We start from the raw sequence: 22,312 nt of genomic DNA, 5'->3' as shown, positions 1-22,312 counted from the left end.
TTGTTCGTTACCGGTTACCAGGTGTGCGTGACGGTCACGGGATCCGACGAGGTGTACAGCTCCCCTACCGCACGTACTTCGAACCGTGCCGACGCCTCGCCCTGCTCCGGCTGGAGCCCCGTCAGGTAGTAGGCCCGCTGGCCGGTGGCGCCGAGGAAGCGCCGGGTGCCGTCGGGGAGCAGCCGGTGCAGGGTGTAGTGCCGTGGGGCTGACGCCATTACTTCGTCGTCGGCCCCGGGCGCCGCGCTCCAGGCGAAGCGGAGGGAACCCCCGTCGGCCGCTGTGATCGCCGGGTCGGCGGGGGCGGCGGGGGTGCTCACCGCCTCCCGCACGGCTATCGCGCCGAGCCGCCACCGCACGGGCCCGCCGGTCGCGGTGAGCCGGACACCGAGGGCGTGGACGGTGCCGGAGAGGCCGGTGAGCGGGACGGTCGCGGTCGACCAGCCGTCGCCCGGGTCCACCGGCAGATAGGTGTACGGCGGTGCCGCACCGGCGCTGCCCGGCTCGGCGGTGGCGACGGCGAGCTCGACGTCCACGCCGCCGGCGTCGGTCCGGTAGGTCAGTTCGACAACCGTCTGGGCCGAGATCGGCAGCTGGGTCGCGTAGAGGTCCAGCACGACGGGCTGGTCCAGCGCACCGTTCACCAGCACGCTGCTGCCGCCCCGCCAGGCGTCCGCGAAGTCGAAGGTCACGGTCGGCCTGGTGCCCGCCGTCCGCACCGCCCACCGCCGGGACGGCAGCCGGTCCTGCAGACCGAGGTGGTTCCAGGCGGCGTCCGAGGTGACCTCGCCGTCCTCGTACCAGCGCAGCCCGTGCCCGGTGTTGAAGACGCTCGCGAACGGCACCGCCGAGACCGTCGACCGGTCCGCCACCGACACGGCCGGCGCCCGCCACGGGTCCGTGCCGTCCGGCCGGGACGGGTCCAGCGACCGCCCGGTCCAGAACCGGTCGTCGGCGGCGTGGAAGTCACCGGGGGTACGGCTCGCGGGGAGGTGGTTGCGCGTCCACTCGGGCCGGTAGAAGCCGACGGACGTGATGTGCGCCGAGCCACTGGGCACCATCGCGTCCCAGTTCACGGAGGTGTTGGAGCCGTTGGACTCGACGTCCACGCCGGCCCACAGCTCGTAGCGGCTGCGGCCGAGCTGGACCGCCTTCGTGCCCGACGCGGCGAGCGTCGAGGCACTCCAGCGGAAGTCCACGAACATGTCGTCGGCGGCCTGGAAGAAGGCCTGGTTCTGGCTGTTGAGCGCGCCCTGCCAGCTGACCGTGCCGTTCACGGTCATCGCGTCGTACCAGGTGACCCGCTGTCCCCGGGCGGCGGCGAGGGACTTCAGCTCGGTCATGAAACCGAGCATGGCGGTGCCGAGGGCGGTGTTGCCGCCGCCGGTCTCGGCGTTGACGAACCAGCCGTCGAAGCCGTAGGCGGCGGCCACCGCGACCAGTTGGGCGGCGAGTGGACAGTGCCCGGTGGAGTCCTGCTGGACCAGGTCGCGGGTCCACTGCAGCTGGCCGCCGTAGGCGGTGGGCGGCAGGAAGATGTTGCCGAGGACGGGCACGCCGTGCCGGTGGGCGGCGTCGACGATCGGAGCGTTCGGGGCGAGGATGAGCCCCTCCCCCGCCGAGCCGCCCCAGAAGACCAGCTCGTCGAGGTAGGACCAGTGGGTGAGCGCGTAGTAGTCGGCGGTGGCCGAGCCCTGGGAGGGGTTGCTGGAGGTGGGCCCGAAGGACACCAGCGCCTGGACGCGGGCCTGCCCGGAGCGGGCGGTGGTGTTGGCCGGGGTCGGGGTGAAGCGGGCGGCCAGCGGCACTGAGGCGGCGTTGAAGGCGAGGTCCGTGTCACCCGCCGCCGTCCAGCTCTTCAGGCTGCGCCAGGTGATACCGGCACCGGGGCTGCCGGAGGGAAAGGAGTCCGGGTACCAGTAGGAGGCGTGCGGCGGGGTGACGGCCGCCGCCTCGGTCGCTGCCGTCGCCTCGGTCGCTGCCGTCGCCGGCAGGGAGCGGGCCAGGGCCGCCGCGGTGGCGGCGATCAGGACGGTACGTCTGCTGGGGTTCACGAGCGGGTGCCTCCTGGTGGGGTGGGGAGTACCTGATCGGGAGTGACGACCTCGGTGATGCCCCGCGCGGCGAGATGGTTCTGGTCGTCCGCATGGGTGTCGAGGACGGTGGTGGGGCGGGCGCCGTCGGCGGCGAGCCGGAACCAGGCGTCGAAGACGGGCCCGCCGGGCGCGCACCGGGAGCGCCGGGCCGGGTCGGAGGGCACGACGAGCGCGGTGTCGCGTGCGCTCGCCACCCTGGGCTCGGCCGCCGCGAGGGCGTGGGCGAGGTCCTTGGGCTTGCGGTCGTTGGTGAACAGACCGAGCCCGTATTCGAGTTCGGGGAAGTCGGCGAGGCTCCGGCTGACGTCGTGCGAGCACCACCAGGTGACGCCCCACAGATCGGGGCAGTCCAGCACGGCGGTGAGGGTCGCCTCGGTGAACGCGGCCGCGTGCTCGGCGGGGATCAGCGGCGCGGGCGCGCCCACTTCCTGGAGCCATACCGGCCGGTGCGCGTCCTCGGCCCAGGCCTTGCTCAGCTCCACCAGATACGCGGCGTGCTGCTCGGTCTGCGGCGCGGTACGGCCGTGGCGCTGGGCGGTGCCGTCGAACACCCAGGAGTGCACGGCGGTGAGGTCGCCGAGGCGGGCCGACTGGGCGGGGGTGAAGGGCTGGTCGTCCTGGTACCAGGCGGCGTCGTAGGAGGCGTGCAGATGGAGCCTGCCGGGGGCGCCCTCGGCACAGGCGGCGAGCAGCCGTACCAGCCAGCGCTCCGCCTCCTCCTCGGTGGCCCGGTCCGGATCCGGATGCGGTCCCGCGGCGAACTGGTTGACCTCGTTGCCGATCGTCATGCCGATGAAGTTGGGCCGGTCCGCGAGCGCCGCGGCCAAGGTGCGGAGATAGGCGGTCTCCCCCGCCACGACCTCGGGGTCGGTGAAGAGGTTGCGCCGGTGCCAGGTCCGGGTCCAGGCCGGCAGGAAGTCGAAGCTGCTCAAGTGCCCCTGCAGTCCGTCCACGTTGACGTCGAGACCGCGTTCGGCGGCCGCGTCGGCGAGGGCGACGAGCTGCTCGACCGCGCGGGGCCGTATCAGGGTGCGGTCGGGCTGGAAGTAGGGCCACAGCGGAAAGACCCGGATGTGGTCGAGTCCCAGAGCGGCGATCGAGTCGAGGTCGGCGCGTACGGAGTCCAGGTCGAAGTCGAGCCAGTGGTGGAACCACCCTTCGCTGGGGGTGTAGTTGACGCCGAAGCGCACGGCCGGAGGCATGCGGTCTCCTTGCGGGAACGGGGGTTCAGCCTTTGACGGCGCCTTCGCCGACCCCGCGGAAGAAGTACCGCTGGAGGCAGGCGAACAGGGCGATGAGCGGGGCCACGGCGATCACGGTGCCGGCGGCGACGAGGCGTTCGTCGTTGGCGAAGGTGCCGTGCAGGTAGTTGAGTCCGATGGTGAGCGTGAACCTGGACGGGTCGCTGAGCACGATCAGCGGCCAGAGGAAGTCGTCCCAGGCGCCCATGAAGGCGAAGATCGCGACGACGGCGACGGTGCCCTTCACCGACGGCAGGGCGATCCGCAGGAACCGCTGCCAGACGTCGGCGCCGTCGACATAGGCGGCCTCCTCGATCTCGTAGGGCAGGTTGAGGAAGGCGTTGCGCATCAGCAGTACGTTCATGGCGCCGATGGAGCCGGGCAGCACGACGCCGATCAGGGTGTTGTTGAGGCCGAGTTCCCGCATGGTGGTGAACTGGGCGATGATGATCCCCTCCACCGGCACGAGCATCGCGAGGACGAAGACGAGGGTGGCGGTCCGGCGCCCTCGGTAGCGCAGCCGGGCCAGGGCGTATCCGGCGAGCGCCGAGCCGACGCAGTTGGTGACGACGCTCGCGCTCGCCACCTTCAGCGAGTTGAGGGCGTAGTCCCAGACGGGGATGGTGTCGGCGACCCGCTGGTAGTTGTGCAGGGTGGGATGCTCGGGCAGGAAGCTCGGGGGCGAGCTGAAGATGTCCTCGGTCGGTCCCTTGAGCGAGGTGGACAGCTGCCACAGGAACGGTCCGACGGTGACCGCCAGCACGAGCAGCAGCAGGGCGTAGCGCAGGACCAGCTCGCCGATCCGGATGCGGCGCCCGTTTTCGTCGGTGAGGCGTGCCCGGTGGGCGCTCACGGGCGGTCCCTCCGGTCGGCGCGCAGCACCAGGAGCATCAGCGCGACGGTGACGACGAAGACCACGACGGAGAGCGCCGAGGCGTAGCCGACGCGGCCGGTCAGTCCGGTGCCGGTGCGCTGGACGAGCATCACGAGGGTGGTGTCCTCGCCGGCCGGGCCGCCGCTCGGGCCGGCCATCAGGTACACCTCGGAGAACACCTTGAACGCGGCGACCGAGGAGAGCGCGGCGACCAGCACCATCGTGGAACGTACGGCGGGCACGGTGACGGAGAGGAAGCGGCGCACCGCCCCCGCGCCGTCCACGGCGGCGGCCTCGTGCAGCTCGCGCGGGACGTTGGCGAGCGCCGCCAGATAAATGATCATGTAGTAGCCGAGGCCCTTCCAGACCGTGACGGCCATGGCGCTCAGCAGGAGCAGCCACTGATCGCTGAGGAAACCGATCCGGCCGATCCCGACCGTCTCCAGCAGGGAGTTGACCAGGCCGCGTTCGTCGAGCAGCCAGACCCAGACGAGCCCGACGACGACGATGGAGGCGACGACCGGGGTGTAGAAGGCGGACCGGAAGAAGGTGATGCCCGGGATGTTCTTCTGCACCAGCAGCGCGAGCAGCAGCGGCAGGACGACGAGGGCGGGTACGACCACGACGACGTACAGGGTGCTGTTGCGCAGACCGGTCCAGAACATGTCGTCGTGGATCAGCTCACGGAAGTTGGCGAGGCCGACGAACCCGCCGGGGATCAGGGTGCGGCGGTCGGTGAAGGAGTTGACCACCGTCGAGACGAACGGATAGAGCACGAAGGCGCCGATGACCAGCAGCCCGGGAGCGGCGAACAGCCACGGACTGGTGGGCAGTTGACGCCGCACGCGGGACACGCCGGCCATGCCTCGCCCCTCAGCCCTGCTGCTGGAGCAGCTGGTCGCAGGCCTTGACAGCGTTGTCCAGAGCCGTCTTGGGGCTCTCCTTGCCCTGCAGGGCCCTGGCGACCTCGTTGCGCAGCGCGGTCTTCATCTGCTCGCTGAACAGCACCGGCGTGTAATTGACCGCGCTTTCCAGGGACTTGGCGGCGGCGACCCGCACCCGGGTCTCGTCGGTGCCGTCCTCCTCGGTGAAGTACGGGTCGTCGAGGGAGCCGGCGGTGCTGGGGAAGATGGCGACCTTCTTGGCGAAGGACATCTGGTTCTGCGCGTCGGTCACGAAGTGCGCGAAGGCGACGGCGGCCGGCGTGTGCTTGGTCTTGGAATTGACCATCACGCCCATCACGTACATGTTGACGTGCCCGGTGCTGGTGATCTGGTCGGTGATGCCGATGTTCTTGTACAGGTTCGGCGCCTGCTTCTGGAAGTTGGCGAGGTCGAGGGCGCTGCCGGGGTTCATGGCGACGGCCTCGGTGAGGAACTTCTTGCCGGAGGACTCCGGGGTCGCGGTCAGCGCCTGCGGGTCCAGCGCCTTGGCGTCGTACAACTCCTTGTACTTGGTGAGCAGTTCGATGCCCTTGGCGTCGTTGAAGGCGAACCCGGTCCCCTGCTTGTCCATGAGCTCGACGCCATAGCGCCCGAAGTCCTCGATGGTGGGGATGTTGGCGAGGGTGGCGACCTTCCCGTCGCTCTGCTGCGCCATCTTCAGTGCGTCGGCGAAGAGGTCGTCGTAGGTCTTCGGTGGCTGCGCGGGGTCGAGTCCGGCCTGCTTGAACAGGGTCTTGTTGTAGAAGAGCGGCCCGGTGTTCAGATACCAGGGGAAGGCGTAGGTCCCGCTCATCCCTGGTATCTGATGGCTGGCCCAGGCCCCTTCCAGATACTCGGGCTTGTACGTGGCCGCGGCCTTGTCGAGGTCGAGGGCGAGGCCCGCCTTGGCGAGCGGGGCGACGAGGTCCGGGGAGACGTTGACGACGTCGGGCAGGGTGCCGCCGGCCGCGTCCGCGCTGATCTTGTCGGCGTAGCCCTCGGCGGGCTGGTCGATCCACTTCACGTGGGTGTCCGGGTACTTCTTCTCGAACTCCGCGACCAGGCCCTCGAAGTACGGTTTGAAGTTCGCGCGCAGGTTCCAGGTCTGGAAGGTGATGTCGCCCTCGACCTTGCCCGAGGCGTCGGTGGAGCCGCCGCCGTCCTCCCCGGCACCGCAGGCGCTCAGCGGGAGGGCGAGGACGGCGGCAGCGGCGAGGGCGAGGGCTCTGCGGGAGATACGCATGGTCCGTTGCTCCTTTGCAGCGGGGGTGGCCGAAGGTGCCGCGCCAGACCTTGCACGCCGATTCCGCGAAGAGTCAATGGATTCGGCACAGCTAAAGTCATTAGTGGCTCAAAACCCCTGCTCAGCCGGGTGTTACAAGCGTATTGCGGTCGATCACTAATACGCTTTAGAGTGTTCGAACTCAAGCGCATTAGCGGATCACGGTCCGGACCGAATGAGGGAGCGAGTTGGCGGAGAAACGCGTCCCCGCGCGCCGGCCGACGATGAAGGACATCGCGCGCCGGTCCGGAGTCTCCGAGAGCGCGGTGTCCTTCGCGCTCAACGGCCGCCCCGGGGTCTCCGAGACGACCAGGGCCCGGGTGCACCGGGTCGCCGAGCAGCTCGGCTGGCGGCCCAGCACGGCCGCCCGCGCCCTGTCCGGCGAGGGCGCGGCCACGGTCGGCTTCGTCCTCGCCCGTCCCGCGCACTCCCTGGGCGTGGACTCCTTCTTCCTCCAACTGGTGTCCGGCATCCAGGAGGTGCTCGCCGAACGCCATCTCGGCCTGCTCTTCCAGATGGCGGAGGACGTGGCCGACGAGTGCGCGGTGTACCGCCGCTGGTGGGCGGAACACCGCGTCGACGGCATCCTGATGGTGGACCCGCGCGCGGACGACCCCCGCCCCGGCCTCCTCGACGAACTCGGCCTGCCCGCCGTGGTGATCGGCGGCGCCCCCGACGAACGCCACCCCGGGCTGTCGACGGTCTGGGCGGACGACGCGGCCGCGATGGCGTCGGTGGTCGACGAGCTGACCGGGCTGGGGCACCGGCGGATCGTCCACATCGCCGGCCTGCCCGGCCTCGCGCACACCCAGCGGCGGGTCCGGACCCTGCGCGCCGAGGCCGAGCGGCGCGGCCTGGGCGAGGTCCACTCGGTCACCACCGACTACTCCGACGCGGAGGGCGCGGCCGTCACCCGCCGCGTCCTGCGCGCCACCCCGCCCCCGACGGCCCTGATCTACGACAACGACGTGATGGCGGTGGCCGGAGTCGCGGCAGCGGCCGAACTCGGCTACTCGGTCCCGGACGACGTCTCCGTCGTCTCCTGGGAGGACTCGGCCCTGTGCCGCATGGTCAAGCCATGGCTGTCGGCGCTCTCCCGGGACAGCGCCGAGTTCGGCCGGGTGGCGGCACGCGAACTGACGTCCCTCCTGGACGGTGGTGCGGCACGCGCCGCCCGGGTACCGGTCCCCCGGCTGACGGTACGGGGCAGCACGGCGGCGGCCGCCCGCTGCTAGACGGTACGTCGGCAGGGGCGTCAAGGCTGCCGCGGTCCCGAACAGCCGCGGCAGCCTCTTCCTTACCTCACCCGTGCCACTCCACCTTGAACACCCACACGTGCTCTCCCGCCCGCCGGGCCGCCTCGGGCACGTCGATGACGAGCGACCCGTTGCTGACGGTCCAGGTCAACGGCCGGTGGTGGCCGAGCATGGTCACCTTGTCGCCGGCCCGGACCGGCACCGGTGCCTCGACGGTGAGCTTGGCGCCGGGCCGGGTCAGGGAGTGGATGTAGAAGGCCTCGTCCGGGCGGACGGTGAACCGCAGGTCCTCGCCGAGCTGGGCCATGCGCGACCAGTAGGTGGTGCCATGGATCGCCTCGCCGTTGACCGCGAGCCAGGCGCCCGTCTCCCGCAGCCGGGTCTGCATGATCTCCGGGATGGTGCCGTCGGCGCGCGGGCCGATGTCGAGCAGGAAGTTGCCGTTCTTGGAGACGATGTCGACCAGGCTGTGCACGACCTCCTCGGTGGTCATGTAGGCGTCGTCCGGGGTCGCCCGGTTGTAGCCGTAGCTGCGCGGGTCGAGTCCGCGGCTGGCCTCCCACTTGGCGACGACCGTGTCGGCGTACGTCGTGTACTCGGGCGTGGTGAAGTCGTGGAAGCCGATGCCCGAGCGGTCGTTGACGGTCACGTCGACCGGACGGGCCCGGTTCTTGGCGTGGTTGAAGTACTCGGCGAGGACGTGGACGCTGTCGTTCGCGCCGCCGATGTCGCACCAGATGATCTCCGGGTCGTAGCCGTGGATCAGTTCGAGCATCTGCGGGGCCTGGAAGTCCCTCACGTAGTCCTTGCCGGAGGTGTACCCGGTGTACGGCAGCGGCTCCAGCGTGTACGGGTTGCGCGGGGCGTGGCCCATCCAGGGGTTGTCGGGGTTGAACCACTCGGGCATGGAGAAGTAGAGGCCGCGGTGGAGTTCGGGCGTGTACCGGCGGGACGCCTCGAACAGCTCCTTGACCAGGTCCCGTTTCGGGCCCATCTTGACGGCGTTGCGGTCGGAGACCTTGGTGTCCCACAGGGCGAAGCCCTCGTGGTGCTTGGAGGTCAGTACGTGGTACTGGGCACCGGCGTCCCGGAACAGCTCCACCCACGCCCGCGGGTCGAACTTCTCAGCGGTGAAGCGCGGGATGAAGTCGTCGTAGGCGAAGTCCTCGCCGTAGGTGTCCCGGTGGTAGGCGTAGGTGGGGTTGTTCGGGTCCTGCATCTGGTCCCAGTACCACTCGGCGTACTGCACTCCGACCGGCGCCCACGCGGGCACCGAGTAGACGCCCCAGTGGATGAAGATGCCGAACTTGGCCTCGTTGAACCAGTAGGGCGCCTGGTGACCGGCCAACGAGGTCTCGCTGGGCTGGTAGTCGGCGGCGCCCAGCGTCAACGTGCGCTTGGCGGCGGCGACTTGGCTGCCGCGTCCGCGCACGCTCACCGTGCCGTCCCGTTCGGTGCCCGGCGCGGTGCCGGTACGGCTGCGGATGCCGACGTGGACGCGTGCCTGTTCGCCGGGGTCGAGGCGGCGGATGCGGGCGGGCTCGACGGTACGGGCGCCGGGGACGTCGACGCGTACGGACACCGCGTCGTGGGCCAGGATCGCGACCGTGCCCGCGTTGACGACGGTGGCCTCGACGCTCTGGGCACCGGTGGCGTCCAGCAGGGAGCCGGTGGAGCGGGCGTCCCGCAGGGCCAGCGCCCGCCCCTGGGCGACGGGCTGGAGGGAGAGCGCGAAGACGTGCAGGGCGGTCTTGCCGGCCTCGGCCGGGTTGCCGACCGGCAGGGTGAGGGCGACGGCCTCGCGTTGCGGGTCGATCCACACCTCGGAGGTGCCGATCCCGACGCTGTGCTGGTCCTTGCCGCCGTCCGGCTGGTAGCGGTACGGCGCCGTCAGCGGGCCGCCCACCGCGTACCAGTCGCCGCCGCTCAGGCCGGCGGTGGTGGTCGTGCCGTCGCTGTAGTGGACGGTGGCCCGGCCGGAGGCGTTGCCGTAGCTGCCGGCGGTGAGGAAGACGGCGGACAGGTAGTGGCCCTTGGGGAGGTCGACGCGCTGGCCGAGCGCGACAACGTTGTTCTTGGCGCCCGCCGCCGCGGCGGGGAAGTCGAAGGGGACGCCGTCGATTTCGATACGGCCGGCCGGGAGTTCCTCGCCCGGGAACGTGTAGCCGGAGCCGTCGAAGTCACCGCCCCGGGCGCCGGCGGTGTCGATGCCGTCGTTGTCGTAGAGGGAGTCGAGCGGTACGGGGACCGGAGTGGGGACGGGGACCCATGACGAGGCGGCACCCGCATCGGCCGACCCGGCGGCGCCGGCCTCGGCGGGCTCGGCGGCGTGGGCCGGGGTCGTCGCGGCGAGCGGCAGGGCGGCCGCCGCGGCGACACCCGCCGCGGCCCCCAGCACCTGGCGTCTGGGATAGGGAGACATGCTCATGCGCGGCTCCATTCATCGGATGTCTGATGATTGAGCGGGCCCAGAAGCCTGTCAATGGGGTGTGCATGTGCGGGAGTTGAGGAAGTGGTCGGATGACCTGTGGGAACAGGGCGGACACCGACGGCCGGTCCAGGGCACACCTCACCCGCGTGACCGGCGGTCGATGCTCTCGACGGGAAGCCCGCGGCGAGGCAGAGTGCCCTTTCGTACCGACGAGTAAGCCTCTCTCGCACCCCCAGGAGCGCCCGTGACCAGCTGGGTCGGCCGGACCGCCGCCGAAATCGCCGCCGCCGTACGAGAGAAGCGGGTCACTCCCCGGGAGGTGGTGGCCGAGCATCTGGAGCGGATCGCACGGCTGGACGGGCGGATAGGCGCGTTCCGGAAGGTCCGGGCCGAGGCGGCGCTCGCCGAGGCGGACGAGGTCGCGGCCCACGCCGACCTCGGTGAACTCCCACTGGCCGGTGTGCCGTTGGCCGTGAAGGACAACCTGGCGGTACGCGACGAGGCGCATCTCGACGGTTCGGCCGCGACGCCGGACACGCCCGCCGACGCCGACCATGCCACCGTGGCCCGGCTGCGGGCGGCGGGCGCGGTGGTCGTGGGGCTGACGAACGTGCCCGAACTCTGTGTCTTCGGCACGACCGACGGGGTCCACGGCATCACCCGCAATCCGTGGGACACCCAGCGCAGCGCGGGTGGCTCCTCGGGCGGCAGCGCGGCCGCGGTCGCCGCCGGGCTGGCGCCGATCGCCCTCGGCAACGACGGCATGGGCTCGCTGCGCATCCCGGCGGCCAACTGCGGTCTGGTCACCATCAAGCCGGGGTTCGGGGTGGTCCCGGCCGGGATCGGCCACGGCGACTGGTTCGGCATGTCGGAGAACGGTCCGCTGGCGACCAGCGTCGAGGACGCCCGGCTGATGCTCTCGGTCCTCGCGGACAAGGGGTTCGAGAACACCGCGCACGGCAGTCCGCTGAGGATCGCCGTCTCGCGGCGCAGCCCGCTGGTCGGGACGACCGTGAGCAGGCCGTATACGAACGCCGTGGCGCAGGCGGCCGGGCTGCTGGCAGGCGCCGGGCACGAGGTGCGGCGAGCCGAGCCGCCGTACCCGATGTCGATCGGTGTCACCGCGCTCCGGCACTGGACCGCGGGGACCGCCGTGGACGCGGCCGATCTGGACCCGGCGCTGCTGACCCGGCGCACCCGGGTGCACGCGGCGATCGGCCGCCGTTTCCTGAGCGGGGTCCGGGCGGGCGACTCCCGTGAGCGGCTGCGCGCCCGGCTCACCCCGTTCTTCGCCGAGTACGACGTGCTGCTCACCCCGGCGCTGGCCCACCGCGCCCCGGAGGCAGCCCCCTGGCACGAGCGCGGCTGGCTGCGCAACGCGCTGGCCGGATCCACCTACTCACCGCTCACCCCGGCCTGGAATCTCACCGGCTGGCCTGCGATGTCGGTGCCGTTCGGCACCCTGCCCTCGGGCACCCCGTGCGCCGTACAACTGGTGGGCCGGCCGGGCTCGGAGGCGGTCCTGCTGGCGGTGGCCCAGACGCTGGAGACCCTGCGGCCGTGGCAGCGGACGGCGCCCGTCGACAGGCCCTAGTTGTGCTGTCCGGGGAGGTTCACCGGCTCGCGACGCCCGGCACGGCACCTCGCCGCGTTGTCGCACCACCCGAGTACATCCCGTACGCGGGTGATGCTCCGCCTTGCGACGCACCGCACCGGACGTCGCGAGCTTCCCGGCAAACCTTTCCGGTCACAGCACCAGCTACGACTTCTTGGGCTCGGTCATCCGGCGGGCCGCCTCGACGACCGCCTCGCGGTGCAGGGCCAGCCGCTCCTGCGGCCAGGACTCGCTGACCTCCTTGGGGTCGACGCCCTCGGCGGCCCAGAACCAGGCCTGGGCCGCGGCCAGCACCATGGTCAGAAGGTCGTCGGGCGCCATGTCCCCATCGAGGTCGCCGCGTCGCTGTGCCTCGGCCACGAGCGCCGCCTTGGCGCGGAACGCGTCGTGTTCCAGTCCGGTGGCGGAGGGGCGCTCCAGCAGCTTCCACAGCCGTAGACGCATCAGGTCCGGCCGTGCCACCAGGTGGTCGAAGATCGCCCCGGCGTATCCGGGCAGGTTCTCGACGTCGAACGGCACGGACTCGGCGCCCGCCGTCATCGCCCGCTGCAGCACCTCGTCGAAGAGCTGCTCCTTGTTGCCGAAATAGACGTAGATCAACCGCTTGTTCGCCCCCGCGGTCTCCGCTATCCGGTCCACCCGGGCACCGGCGATGCCGTAGGCGGCGAATTCGCTGAAGGCCGCGTCGAGCAGCCGGGCCTTGGTGGCGCTGGAATCGCGTGACATGCCCACCACCCTAACAGTAACTATCTAGTTATTGACATCGCTGGGCAGGCGGGTCTACGGTCGTGTATCTATCCAGTTAGTTAGGGAATCGAGGGAACCTCATCATGGAACAGCGAGCACTCGGCGGCCGGGCCCTGACCGTCGGTGTCCAGGGCCTCGGCCTCATGGGCATGAGCGTCTTCTACGGCGCCACCGACGAGACCGAGTCCCTGGCCACCATCGACCGGGCGCTGGAGCTGGGCGTCACCCTGCTGTCGAGTACTCGCTCTTCGAGCGCGGCATCGAGCACGACGGTGTCCTGGACACCCTCAAGGAGCTGGGCATCGGCCTGGTCGCCTACTCCCCGCTCGGCCGCGGCTTCCTGTCCGGCGCGATCACCAGCCCGGCCGACTTCACCGAGGACGACTGGCGCCGGACCGACCCGCGCTTCCAGGGCGAGAACTTCGACCGCAACCTCGATGTCGTCCGCGAGGTCCGCCGGATCGCGGCCGAGAAGAACATCACGCCCGGTCAGCTCGCCCTCGCCTGGGTCCAGCGCCAGGGCGCGGTCGCCATCCCCGGCACCAAGCGCCGCCGCTCCCTGGAGGAGAACGTCGCCGCGACCGAGGTGACGCTCACCGGCGCCGACCTCGCCGCCATCGAGGCGGTCGCCCCGCACGGCGCGGTCGCCGGCGACCGCTACGCGCCCGAGCACATGGGCACCCTGGGCGGCTGAGCGCCCGCCCTCCCCGACCCGCGGCATCTCGAAAGGACGTCGCTCCCGACCAGGCCCGCAGGTGCGCGACATGCGTGCTCGGGCGGCCGGACACGGTGATCGCCCCGGGCACTTCACGGACGAGGTGTTCGGCCGGGTCACCCGCGAGGGCGACAACCAGTGCTGGACCCCCGTCGGCGCCACGCCGGCGTCCCGGTAGGCAACCGGGCCGGGCACAGCCCGGCCCGATCCACTTCTCAACTCAGGAGACACCCGACATGTCTGTACCCGAATCCCCCCGCACCTTCAGCGCCACCACCACCGCCGCCGAGGTCGTCGACGGCGTCGACCTGCACGGCCGACGGGCCGTGGTGACCGGAGCCAGTTCCGGAATCGGGGTGGAGACGGCCCGCGCCCTCGCCTCGGCCGGCGCCGACGTCACCCTGGCCGTGCGCAACACCGACGCGGGCGACCGCGTGGCGGCACGCCTGGCGGCGGAACTGCCGCCGGAGTCGGGCAAGCTGACCGTGGCCCGGCTCGACCTGGCCGACCGGTCGACGGTCGCCGCCTTCGTGGCCGACTGGCAGGGCCCGCTGCACATCCTGGTCAACAACGCCGGAGTGATGGCGCCGGCGGAGATCACCCGTACGCCCGACGGCCGGGAACAGCAGTTCGGCGTCAACCACCTCGGGCACTTCGCCCTCACCACCGGCCTGCACCCGGCGCTGGCGGCGGCGAACGGCGCACGGATCGTCTCGGTCAGCTCCACCGGCCATCTCTTCTCCCCGGTCGTCTTCGACGACCTGGACTACCGGTTCCGCCCCTACGACCCGTGGACCTCCTACGGGCAGTCGAAGACCGCGAACATCCTGTTCGCCGTGGCCGCCGCCGAGCGCTGGGCCGACGACGGCATCACCGCCAACGCCCTGATGCCGGGCAACATCGCCGACACCAACCTGGCCCGGCACATGGACATGCAGCAGGTCGCCGCGTTCATCGCCTCGGGCGAACTCACCCTGCCGCCGCAGAAGACGGTGGAGCAGGGCGCCGCGACCTCGGTGCTGCTGGCCGCCTCGCCGACCGTGGCGGGCGTCACCGGCCGCTACTTCGAGGACTGTGCGGAGGCCAAGCCGGTCACCGAGCGGGCCGGCTCGGTCGGCGGTGTCGCGCCGTACGCCCTGGACCGGGACAACGCGGCCCGTCTGTGGTCGGTGTCCGAGGCGCTCGTCGGCTGACCGTGCTCAGAGGGCGCGGTACATGACGTGCAGGCCGACCAGCCCGTGCTTCGGATGGTCGAAGGCGGCCGGGATCGTGCCGACGATCGTGAAACCGAGGGAGGTCCACAGGGCCACGGCGGGGTTCGTCTCGACAACCGCGTTGAACACCATCGCCCGGTAGCCGTGGCTCCTGGCCTCCGCCAGGATGTGTTCGGCGAGAGCCCGCCCGATGCCCCGGCCGCCCTGGTCGGGGTCGACCATGAAGCCGGCGTTGGCGACGCCCGCGGCGGGGCCTCCGTAGTTGGGGGTGAGATAGGCGGAGCCGACGACGGCTCCGGTGGGGTCCTCGGCGACGTAGACACGTTTCGCCGGGCTCATCCACAGGGCGCGGGCCGCCTCCTCCGAGGTGTCGGGGTCCCATCCGTACGTCTCGGCCGCGGCGACGATCCGGTGCCAGAAGGGCCAGATCTGCGGCCAGTCGGCCGCGGTGGCTGCTCTGATGTGCATGGGCGTGAGTCTCGCACGCCCATGCGTCGGCGATCGCGGATTATCGACCGGCGGTCAGTCCACGCTCGGCAGGATGTGGGGCTCGGCGAGATCCTCCTCGTAACCCGCGAGGCGGATCGGGGCGGACCGGGCCCACACGTCGAGGCTGCCGAGCTGTCCGGGCCGGCTGCCCGAGCGCTCCGTGCGTTCCTTGGGGCGCTGCTCGAGATTCGTCTTCTCCGGTGTCACCGCGCACTCCTTATGTGTCGGTCACCCTCGGGGCGTACCGGACGGCCTGCGTTCCGGTGCTTGAGCGCCCGCTCGGGTCTGGATGGAAGGCCGGTTCGGACGCGGTGGCGCCGGTAACTCACAAGAGAGCAGGCCGTTGTCGACCGGCTTGTCCCGGGACGGACCGTGGGTGTGGGTGGGACCCCTTACTGCTGTCCGTCCCCTACAGATTAACCAAATGAGCACAGGCCCGCTCGATAGGGAGTGCAAACAAGGTGTAACTATCGCGAGTCGTTACGCACTTTGGGCGCCCGTAAATACATCACTTCGTAACATAATGCCCCGCTTATCCCCCGCCCGCTCTGGCTAAGCTGTCGAACACAAATTCGATACGTCGGGCCTCCGCTCCCTTCACAGGGCTGTGCAGTTCAGGTTGCGTTGGCCGGGTCGAAAACTCGACATGATCCGATGGCACAGGACAACGGCTGTCTCGCGGAAGGACTGACGCATGGAGTTGCGCAGCGTCGAGGAGCTGATGGATCTGCTGTACGCCTGCCGGCACCAGCGCGCACTGCGCACTGCGGCTCTGCTGCGCCGCAGCCGCCCCGCCGACAAGGAGCTCCAGGTCGCGGGCCTGGTGCACGGCATCGAGGAACTGCTGGGCCCGGCCGACAGCGCCGCGCACGCGGTACGGCATCTGCTCGGGGAGCGGGTCTACCACCTGGTACGTGGCGGCGGCGCCCCCACCGACGACGACCTGCTGCGGCTGCGGCAGGCCGACGAGGAGAGCCGCACCGCGGGGCTCGACGCGGGCGTCCTGGAGGACTGGCGGACCATCCTGGAACTGGTCGCGTCCCGCAACTCCCGCCTCGGGGCTGTTGACTGACGGTCCGTCATGAGACGGTACGGCGATGACGTCGTCGTACGGGCTCAGGGGCAGGGCGGCCGTCGTCACCGGCGGTACGCGTGGGATCGGGCGCGCGGTGGCCGGGGCGCTCGCCGCGGCCGGGGCGCTGGTGTGCGTGAGCGCGCGGGACCCGGACGAGGTCCGGCGTACCGCCGCGGAGCTGGGCGGGACCGGCCTGGCCGGCAGTGTCGCCGAGCCGGAGCACGCCCGGGAGCTGACCCGGCTGGCGCTCGGCGCGTTCGGGCGGCTCGACATCCTCGTCAACAACGCGGCCACCAATCGGCCGTACGGGCCGCTCATGGATGCCGATCCCAGGGCGTGGCGGGACGCGTTCACGGTGAACGTCGAGGCACCGCTGCGGCTGACGCAGTGCGCGTGGCGGGGCTGGATGCGGGAGCACGGCGGCTCGGTGGTCAACATCTGCACGGAGGGCGCGGCGCACGTCGGCCCCGACGTGGGAGCGTACGGCACCAGCAAGGCGGCGCTGCTGCACCTGACGCAGCAGCTGGCGGGGGAACTGGCACCCCGGGTGCGGGTCAATTCGGTCTCCCCGGGGCTGGTGCGCACGGAGATGGCCCGCTTCATGTGGGAGCCGCGGGAGGAGGAGATCGCCGCCGGGCTGCCGCTGGGGAGGATCGGGGAGCCGGAGGACGTGGCCGGGGCGGTGCTGTGGCTGTGCTCGGACGCCGCACGGTGGGTGACCGGAGCGGACCTGGTGGTCGATGGCGGCACCCGGGTACGAGCGGCACACCTGCCTGCCTGAAGGGGCGCGGGGAACCGCGCGAGAAATCACGCACGACCCGCGCGGGCCCGCGACCCGCGCCGGTCCTCGGCCCCTCCGCCGCAGACACCCGCACACCGGCGCCTTCCCGAACAGCGGGGCGCCGGTGCCGGTGGCCGCCAACGGTCAAGCGGGGTCTACCACTTGCCCGGTTCGTAGTCCTTCAGGAAGACCCCGTACACGTCCTCGCCCTGCTCACCGCGCACGACCGGGTCGTAGACGCGGGCCGCGCCGTCGATCAGGTCGAGGGGGGCGTGGAAGCCCTCCTCGGCCAGCCGCAGCTTGTCGAAGTGCGGGCGCTCGTCGGTGATCCAGCCGGTGTCGACGGAGGTCATGAGGATGCCGTCGGTCTGGAACATCTCCGTCGCGCTGGTCCGCGTGACCATGTTCATGGCCGCCTTCGCCGCGTTGGTGTTCGGGTGCCCCGCGCCCTTGTAGCCGCGGCCGAAGACGCCCTCCATCGCCGAGACGTTGACGACGTACGACCGTCCGCGCGCCGCCTTCTTCGCGGCCGCGGCCATGGCCGGCCGGAGCGCGCTGATCAGGATGAACGGCGAGGTGTAGTTGCAGAGCTGGGTCTCCAGGAGCTCCACCGGGGAGATCTGGTCGATGGTCTGCACCCAGGTGTTGGTGTCGACGACGTCCGGGACGAGGCCGCCCGCGTCGATGGCGGTGCCCTCGAGGTGCCGGGCGACGCTGGCGTTGCCCGCGACCAGCGCCAGGTCGGCGACCTGCTGGGCGTCGAGGCCGCTGATGCCGACGGGCAGCGCGGCGAGGCCGTCCACGGCACCCGAGTTGAAGGCGCCGATCACGTGGTGGGCGGGGAGTTCACCGGCGGGCAGCGGGGCGCTCTCGCCGTCGACCAGGGCCGCGTAGGCGGCGGGCAGCCGGCGTACGGTCTGGGTCGCGTTGTTGATCAGGATGTCGAGCGGGCCCGCCTCGGTGACCCGCTCCGCCAGGGCGACGGCCTGGGCCGGGTCGCGCAGGTCGATGCCGACGACCTCCAGGCGGTGCAGCCAGGCCGCGGAGTCCTCCATCGCCTTGAAGCGGCGAATGGCGTCCTTCGGGAAGCGCGTGGTGATCGTGGTGTGCGCGCCGTCCCGCAGCAGGCGCAGCGCGATGTACATACCGATCTTGGCGCGGCCTCCGGTGAGCAGGGCACGCTTGCCGGTGAGGTCGGCGCGGGCGTCCCGCTTGGCGCGGTTCAGGCGAGCGCAGTCCGGACAGAGCTGGTGGTAGAAGTAGTCGACCTCGACGAAGCGGGTCTTGCAGGTGTAGCAGGAGCGCGGGCGCTGGAGTATCCCCGCGATCCTGCCCTCCGCGGTCCGCGAGGAGGGCAGCAGACCCTCGGTCTCGTCGTCGATGCGTTCGGCGGAGCCGGTCGCGGTGGCCTCGGTGACCGCCTTGTCGTGCGCGGTCTTGGCGGCCCGGCGCTCCTGGCGGCGGCGCTGCTTGACCGTGCGGTAGACGCCGGCCGTGGCCCGGCGCACCGCGATGGCGTCCGGGTGGTCGACCTCCAGCTTGTCCAGCTCTTCGAGCACGCTGAGGCAGACGGCGAGCCGCTCGGGGTCGATGCCCGGGCCGTAGACCACCTGGTCCTCGGCCGTCGGGCCGTCCTGTGTCACCGTCATCGCGCTGCCGCTTCCCTGATCCACCAGCGGCGCTCCGACTCGCGCCCGCTATCGAACAGGGAATTTTACGGAGCGCCGGGCAATACCTCCAAACCCGACCGGATCATGGATCGCAGACCGAGATCAGCGAGCCCACCTCGTCGGTCACCGCGCGGGCCAGCACATCGAGGTCCGGGACCGCGGCCGCGTCGGCGACCAGGCCGTAGTGGACCTGGTTGCGGTAGGTGGAGATGGCGACGGCCAGGGACTGGCCGGGCGCCAGCGGGGCCAGCGGGTAGACGGCCGTGAGCGGCTGACCGCCCAGGCGCAGACCGAGGCCCGGCAGCGGGACGCTGGTGACCAGGATGTCGAACCAGAGCCGGGCGGCCTGGCCGACGAGCGGTCCGCCCAGCCGGTGCCCGATGGCGGGCACATGGTCGGCGAGCAGCGCGACGGCACCCGCGCCCCGGTTGGGGCCGGCGTCCTTGTTGCGGACCATCGCCGTGCGGACGCGGTCGAGCCGGGCGAGCGGGTCTGGGTTGCCGACCGGAAGCCGTATCAGGTAGCCGGAGAGCCGGTTGCCCTGGGGGGTGGCGGTGCGTGGGCGGCGCTTGGAGACGGGGATCAGGGCGCGCGGGGCGACACCCTCGGTGCCTTCGCCGCGCTCCTCCAGCCAGCGGCGCAGTGCGCCGGCGACGACGGCGATGAGGACGTCGTTGACGGTGCCGCCGACGGCCTTGCGGACCCGGTGCACATCGTCGATGTCGAGGTCGACGCCGGCGATGCTGCGGGTGCCGGTGGGCTCCGACCTCAGCGCGGCGGAGGAGCTCACCCCGAGGGCGGACAGGGCGACGGAGGCGCCGATGTCCAGGGCCCGGCCCACGTCCGAGAGCGCGCCGCGCACCAGTTCGGGCATCCTGCGCACGTCCGGCAGCGCCGGGAGCCGGCGCGCCGCCTCGATCGGGCGGGGGGCGCGCTCGGGCAGGTCGAGCGGGTCCATGACCCCGGCGGCCAGCTTGAGGGCGCGCAGGCCGTCGGCGAGGGCGTGGTGGAACTTGAACAGCACCGCGAAGGACACCCCGTCCTCGCCGGGCAGCACATGCGCCTCCCACGGCGGCCGGCCGCGCTCCAGCGGGCGTTGCATCAACCGGCCGGCGGCGGCCTGGAAGTCGGCGGTCGGGGCGTGCAGCCGGACGTGGTCGAGGGGATCGAAGTCCGGGTCGGTCTCGCGGGCGGCACCGCCGAATCCGAGCGGCTGCCAGACGTCGCGGATGCGCATGCGCAGGCCGGGCACGGCGGCGGCGCGGGCCGCGAGCAGATCGGCCGCGTGGGCGCCGGCGGTCGGCGAGTGCGCCGAGAAGACGCCCAGTGCGCCGAGGTGCATCGGATGCCGGTCGGACTCGATGTTCCAGAAAGCCAGATCGAGAGGGGCGAGCAGATCAGCAGTCGCAGTCATCAAAGAGGGTGCCTCGCGTCGACGGAGGGGGGATCAGGAGTCAACCGCAGTCAAACGCCGACACCTGATTACGGTCAAGTACGATCACGCTACGCTCAGTTAACAGCAGATTAAGCCCCGCCTCCTCCGAAAGAGGCGGGACTCAAGGGATACCTGAGGTCACCTCAGCGCCGGTGGCGCCGCCTCGGGTGACGTACCCCACTCTGACGGGCGCGGGCCGACCGTGAACGCCAGCGAGCGCAGGGTGCGCAGCGAACCGTTCGTCAGATAGGTCCGGCCGTACTCCGATCCGTCGACCCGGGCCGTCTGGACGTACCGGTCGGCGGCCGAGGTGCCGGGCGCGGTCACCGTGAAGCCGCCGCTCGGCCAGTAGCGGCGGTCGAGGCGGACGTCGACCCGGTCGAAGACGGGCGTGGACAGGCCCCAGGTGCTGTAACCGGGCTGGACAGGGAAGAGGCCGATGGACGACAGCACGTTCCAGGCGGACATGGTGCCGAGGTCGTCGTTGCCGGTCATCCCGGACGGGCCGTCGGTGAAGAGGGTGAGCGCCGCGTGCACCACGTCGGTGGTCTTCCAGGGCTGACCGGTGGAGAGGTAGGTGTACGGGGCGATGAGGTCGGGCTCGTTCATGGGGTTGTAGACGGCCGCGTTGTAGTAGGCGTAGGCGTTGCCGTGCACCCACACCTCGCGCGCGGTCTTCTCGGGGTCGGCGAGCAGTCTGTCGTAGGCGAAGAAGGAGTCGAGGCGCCGGTTGGTGGCGTGCTCGCCGCCGATCAGGGAGATCACGCCGGGCAGGTCCTGCGGGACCAGCCACTGGTACTGCCAGGCGGTGCCCTCGTGGAAGCCGATGCCGCGGGCCGGGTCGGGGTCGCCGGTGAAGACGCCGGAGGCGTCCCGGGCGCGGAAGAAGCCGGTGGAGGGGTCGAAGACGTTGCGGTAGTTCTGGGCCCGGGTGGCATAGCGGGCCGCGTCCGCGCCATGGCCGAGGTCCCGGGCCATCTGGGCGAGCATCGCGTCGGACAGCGCGTACTCCAGGGTGACGGAGGCGCCGTGGTCGTAGTCGGAGTCGCCGACCTTGGTGTGCGGGCGGCCCTTGGCGTAGGGCGCGAAGCCGTCGGCGAGGTACTCGGCGTTGGCCTCGCGGCCGACGCCCTGGTTGGCGGCCGGCGGCAGGCCGTCGGCGTTCTTCCGCAGCACCCGGTACGCCCGCTCCTCGTGCCCCTTGAGCAGGCCCATCTGGTAGGCGGTGGTCAGGAACGGGGTGACCGGGTCGCCGGTCATGATGTTCGTCTCGACCGTGCCGTAGCCCCACTTGGGCAGCCAGCCGCCGTCCTCGTCGACCTTCAGCACCGACAGCGCCATGTCCCGGGCCTCGCGCGGGGCGAGCAGGGCGAGCAGCTGGGCCTGGGTGCGGTAGGTGTCCCAGAGCGACCAGTTCTGGTAGTAGGTGAACCCCGCGGAGCGGTGGATCCGCCGGTCCCAGCCGGTGTAGCGACCGTCCGCGTCGTCGCCGACGTTGGGCGCCAGGAAGGCGCGGTACAGGGACGAGTAGAAGGTACGGCGGAGGGTCGCGCCGCCGCCCTGGACGCGCACCCCGCCGAGCCGCCGTTCCCAGGCGTCCCGGGCCTGCCCTCGTACCGTGTCGAACGAACGGCCGCCCTCGGCGCGCAGGTTGACCTCGGCGCCGCGCGCGTCGACGTACGACAGGGCGGTGGTGGCCTCGACGGTACGGTCCCGGGTGGCGTCGAAGCGGACATAGGCGCCGTCGGCTCCGGTACGGGCGCCAGGGGTGACCGCGGCGCCGTTCCAGGTGCCGTAGGCGGTGAAGGGACGGCTGAAACGGGTCACCGTGTACACGGTGTAGGGGGCGGTCTCCCGGCAGAAGCCATGGCCGGTGATCTTCGTACGGACGGTGTGGTCGTCGAGGATCTCGACCTCGCTGCTCACCGGCTTGTGCAGCGCCTGGGCCGCGTTGAGCAGGACGTTGGCCTTGTCGGTGGCCGGGAAGGTGTAGCGCTGGACGCCGGTGCGGGCGGTCGCGGTCAACTCGGCGCGGACGCCGGAGTCGAGGCCGACGCGGTAGTAGCCGGGGCTCGCCTCCTCGTCGGCGTGGTCGAACCCGGCCGCGTACCGGGCGTAGTCCGTCTGTGTGACGTCCCCGGTGGTGGGCAGGACGGGCAGGTCGCCGCCGATGCGGCAGCCGACGCCCGAGAGGTGGACCAGGGAGAAGCCGCGGATCCGGTGCTGGGCGTAGTCGTAACCGGTGCTGTGCCCGGTGTCCGGGGAGAGCTGCACCATGCCGAAGGGCACGGCCGCGCCGGGGAAGGTGTTGCCCTCGTCCTGGGTCCCGATGAAGGGGTTCACCAGGTCGGTGAGGTGGCCGTCGGTCGGTTCGGCGGCCCCTGCCGCGGGGGCGGTGAGCAGCGCGGACGCTGTCAGCACCACGGCCAGGCACAGCCGTGTGCGCCGGGTCCCTCTCATGTCGGATG

General features: G+C 71.4%; 19 protein-coding genes. 7 read left to right on the top strand and 12 right to left on the bottom strand.

Annotation, left to right across the window (positions count from 1 at the left end; all coding sequences use genetic code 11):
* Nucleotides 1-14: 14 nt before the first annotated feature.
* From AB0N16_RS04770 to AB0N16_RS04750, 5 genes are read right to left on the bottom strand one after another with little or no spacing between them, the layout of a single operon-like run.
* Nucleotides 15-2,054, bottom strand: coding sequence for an endo-beta-N-acetylglucosaminidase (locus AB0N16_RS04770; RefSeq protein WP_365793077.1), 2,040 nt, complete (start codon nucleotides 2,052-2,054; stop codon nucleotides 15-17).
* On the bottom strand, nucleotides 2,051-3,298 hold the full coding sequence (locus tag AB0N16_RS04765; RefSeq protein ID WP_365793075.1) for a glycosyl hydrolase: 1,248 nt from the start codon (nucleotides 3,296-3,298) through the stop codon (nucleotides 2,051-2,053). The genes AB0N16_RS04770 and AB0N16_RS04765 overlap by 4 nt, the downstream gene beginning before the upstream one ends.
* 25 nt (nucleotides 3,299-3,323) lie before the next feature.
* Complete coding sequence (locus AB0N16_RS04760) at nucleotides 3,324-4,190, bottom strand: carbohydrate ABC transporter permease (RefSeq protein ID WP_365793073.1); 867 nt, start codon at nucleotides 4,188-4,190, stop codon at nucleotides 3,324-3,326.
* Nucleotides 4,187-5,074, bottom strand: a complete 888-nt coding sequence (locus AB0N16_RS04755; RefSeq protein WP_365793071.1) for a sugar ABC transporter permease — start codon at nucleotides 5,072-5,074, stop codon at nucleotides 4,187-4,189. Before AB0N16_RS04755 ends, AB0N16_RS04760 begins: the two co-directional genes overlap by 4 nt.
* Before the next feature lie 10 nt (nucleotides 5,075-5,084).
* Nucleotides 5,085-6,377: a sugar ABC transporter substrate-binding protein gene (locus AB0N16_RS04750; RefSeq protein ID WP_365793069.1), complete on the bottom strand. Its 1,293-nt coding sequence runs from the start codon at nucleotides 6,375-6,377 to the stop codon at nucleotides 5,085-5,087.
* A 227-nt stretch (nucleotides 6,378-6,604) separates the two neighbouring features.
* Between AB0N16_RS04750 and AB0N16_RS04745 the strand changes: the two genes are divergently transcribed.
* Nucleotides 6,605-7,651, top strand: a complete 1,047-nt coding sequence (locus tag AB0N16_RS04745; protein ID WP_365793067.1) for a LacI family DNA-binding transcriptional regulator — start codon at nucleotides 6,605-6,607, stop codon at nucleotides 7,649-7,651.
* Between the two features lie 67 nt (nucleotides 7,652-7,718).
* On the opposite strand, the gene AB0N16_RS04740 is transcribed toward AB0N16_RS04745, so the two are convergent.
* Nucleotides 7,719-10,094 (bottom strand): alpha-L-fucosidase, encoded by a 2,376-nt coding sequence (locus AB0N16_RS04740; RefSeq protein ID WP_365794027.1) that lies wholly within the window; start codon nucleotides 10,092-10,094, stop codon nucleotides 7,719-7,721.
* 253 nt (nucleotides 10,095-10,347) lie between these two features.
* Between AB0N16_RS04740 and AB0N16_RS04735 the strand changes: the two genes are divergently transcribed.
* A complete protein-coding gene (locus tag AB0N16_RS04735; protein ID WP_365793065.1) occupies nucleotides 10,348-11,697 on the top strand; it encodes an amidase family protein in 1,350 nt (449 codons plus the stop codon).
* A gap of 165 nt (nucleotides 11,698-11,862) precedes the next feature.
* Here the strand turns inward: AB0N16_RS04735 and AB0N16_RS04730 are convergent, their stop codons facing one another.
* Entirely contained in the window at nucleotides 11,863-12,444 is a 582-nt protein-coding gene (locus AB0N16_RS04730) for a TetR family transcriptional regulator (RefSeq protein WP_365793063.1), read from the bottom strand.
* 31 nt (nucleotides 12,445-12,475) lie between these two features.
* On the opposite strand from AB0N16_RS04730, the gene AB0N16_RS04725 reads away from it, so the two are divergent.
* The 3 genes from AB0N16_RS04725 (at nucleotide 12,476) to AB0N16_RS04715 (ending at nucleotide 14,373) form a co-directional block, all read left to right on the top strand.
* Nucleotides 12,476-13,159, top strand: a complete 684-nt coding sequence (locus AB0N16_RS04725) for an aldo/keto reductase (RefSeq protein ID WP_365793061.1) — start codon at nucleotides 12,476-12,478, stop codon at nucleotides 13,157-13,159.
* 70 nt (nucleotides 13,160-13,229) lie between these two features.
* Nucleotides 13,230-13,358 (top strand): hypothetical protein, encoded by a 129-nt coding sequence (locus AB0N16_RS04720; RefSeq protein WP_365793059.1) that lies wholly within the window; start codon nucleotides 13,230-13,232, stop codon nucleotides 13,356-13,358.
* A gap of 58 nt (nucleotides 13,359-13,416) precedes the next feature.
* A complete protein-coding gene (locus AB0N16_RS04715) occupies nucleotides 13,417-14,373 on the top strand; it encodes an SDR family NAD(P)-dependent oxidoreductase (RefSeq protein WP_365793057.1) in 957 nt (318 codons plus the stop codon).
* Nucleotides 14,374-14,379: 6 nt separating this feature from the next.
* Here AB0N16_RS04715 and AB0N16_RS04710 read toward each other — a convergent pair whose 3' ends face one another.
* Both AB0N16_RS04710 and AB0N16_RS04705 read right to left on the bottom strand, forming a co-directional pair.
* Nucleotides 14,380-14,862 carry a GNAT family N-acetyltransferase gene (locus tag AB0N16_RS04710; protein WP_365793055.1) on the bottom strand — a complete coding sequence of 161 codons (483 nt, stop codon included), beginning with the start codon at nucleotides 14,860-14,862 and terminating at the stop codon, nucleotides 14,380-14,382.
* A gap of 54 nt (nucleotides 14,863-14,916) precedes the next feature.
* Nucleotides 14,917-15,090 (bottom strand): hypothetical protein, encoded by a 174-nt coding sequence (locus AB0N16_RS04705; RefSeq protein ID WP_365793053.1) that lies wholly within the window; start codon nucleotides 15,088-15,090, stop codon nucleotides 14,917-14,919.
* Nucleotides 15,091-15,577: 487 nt separating this feature from the next.
* Here AB0N16_RS04705 and AB0N16_RS04700 point away from each other — a divergent pair, with 487 nt between their 5' ends.
* Together AB0N16_RS04700 and AB0N16_RS04695 are read left to right on the top strand one after the other, a co-directional pair.
* Entirely contained in the window at nucleotides 15,578-15,955 is a 378-nt protein-coding gene (locus AB0N16_RS04700) for a hypothetical protein (protein WP_365793051.1), read from the top strand.
* Between the two features lie 25 nt (nucleotides 15,956-15,980).
* Nucleotides 15,981-16,739 (top strand): SDR family oxidoreductase, encoded by a 759-nt coding sequence (locus AB0N16_RS04695; RefSeq protein ID WP_365793049.1) that lies wholly within the window; start codon nucleotides 15,981-15,983, stop codon nucleotides 16,737-16,739.
* Between the two features lie 155 nt (nucleotides 16,740-16,894).
* Here AB0N16_RS04695 and AB0N16_RS04690 read toward each other — a convergent pair whose 3' ends face one another.
* The 3 genes from AB0N16_RS04690 to AB0N16_RS04680 form a co-directional block, all read right to left on the bottom strand.
* Entirely contained in the window at nucleotides 16,895-18,388 is a 1,494-nt protein-coding gene (locus AB0N16_RS04690; RefSeq protein ID WP_365793047.1) for an SDR family NAD(P)-dependent oxidoreductase, read from the bottom strand.
* Between the two features lie 103 nt (nucleotides 18,389-18,491).
* Nucleotides 18,492-19,823, bottom strand: coding sequence for a wax ester/triacylglycerol synthase family O-acyltransferase (locus AB0N16_RS04685; RefSeq protein WP_365793045.1), 1,332 nt, complete (start codon nucleotides 19,821-19,823; stop codon nucleotides 18,492-18,494).
* A gap of 159 nt (nucleotides 19,824-19,982) precedes the next feature.
* Nucleotides 19,983-22,304: a GH92 family glycosyl hydrolase gene (locus tag AB0N16_RS04680; protein ID WP_365793043.1), complete on the bottom strand. Its 2,322-nt coding sequence runs from the start codon at nucleotides 22,302-22,304 to the stop codon at nucleotides 19,983-19,985.
* Nucleotides 22,305-22,312 lie beyond the last annotated feature (8 nt).

Origin of the sequence: Streptomyces sp. NPDC051105, assembly GCF_040682795.1 — a bacterium.
Classification (GTDB): domain Bacteria; phylum Actinomycetota; class Actinomycetes; order Streptomycetales; family Streptomycetaceae; genus Streptomyces.
This window is presented reverse-complemented; position numbering and strand designations above follow the sequence as displayed.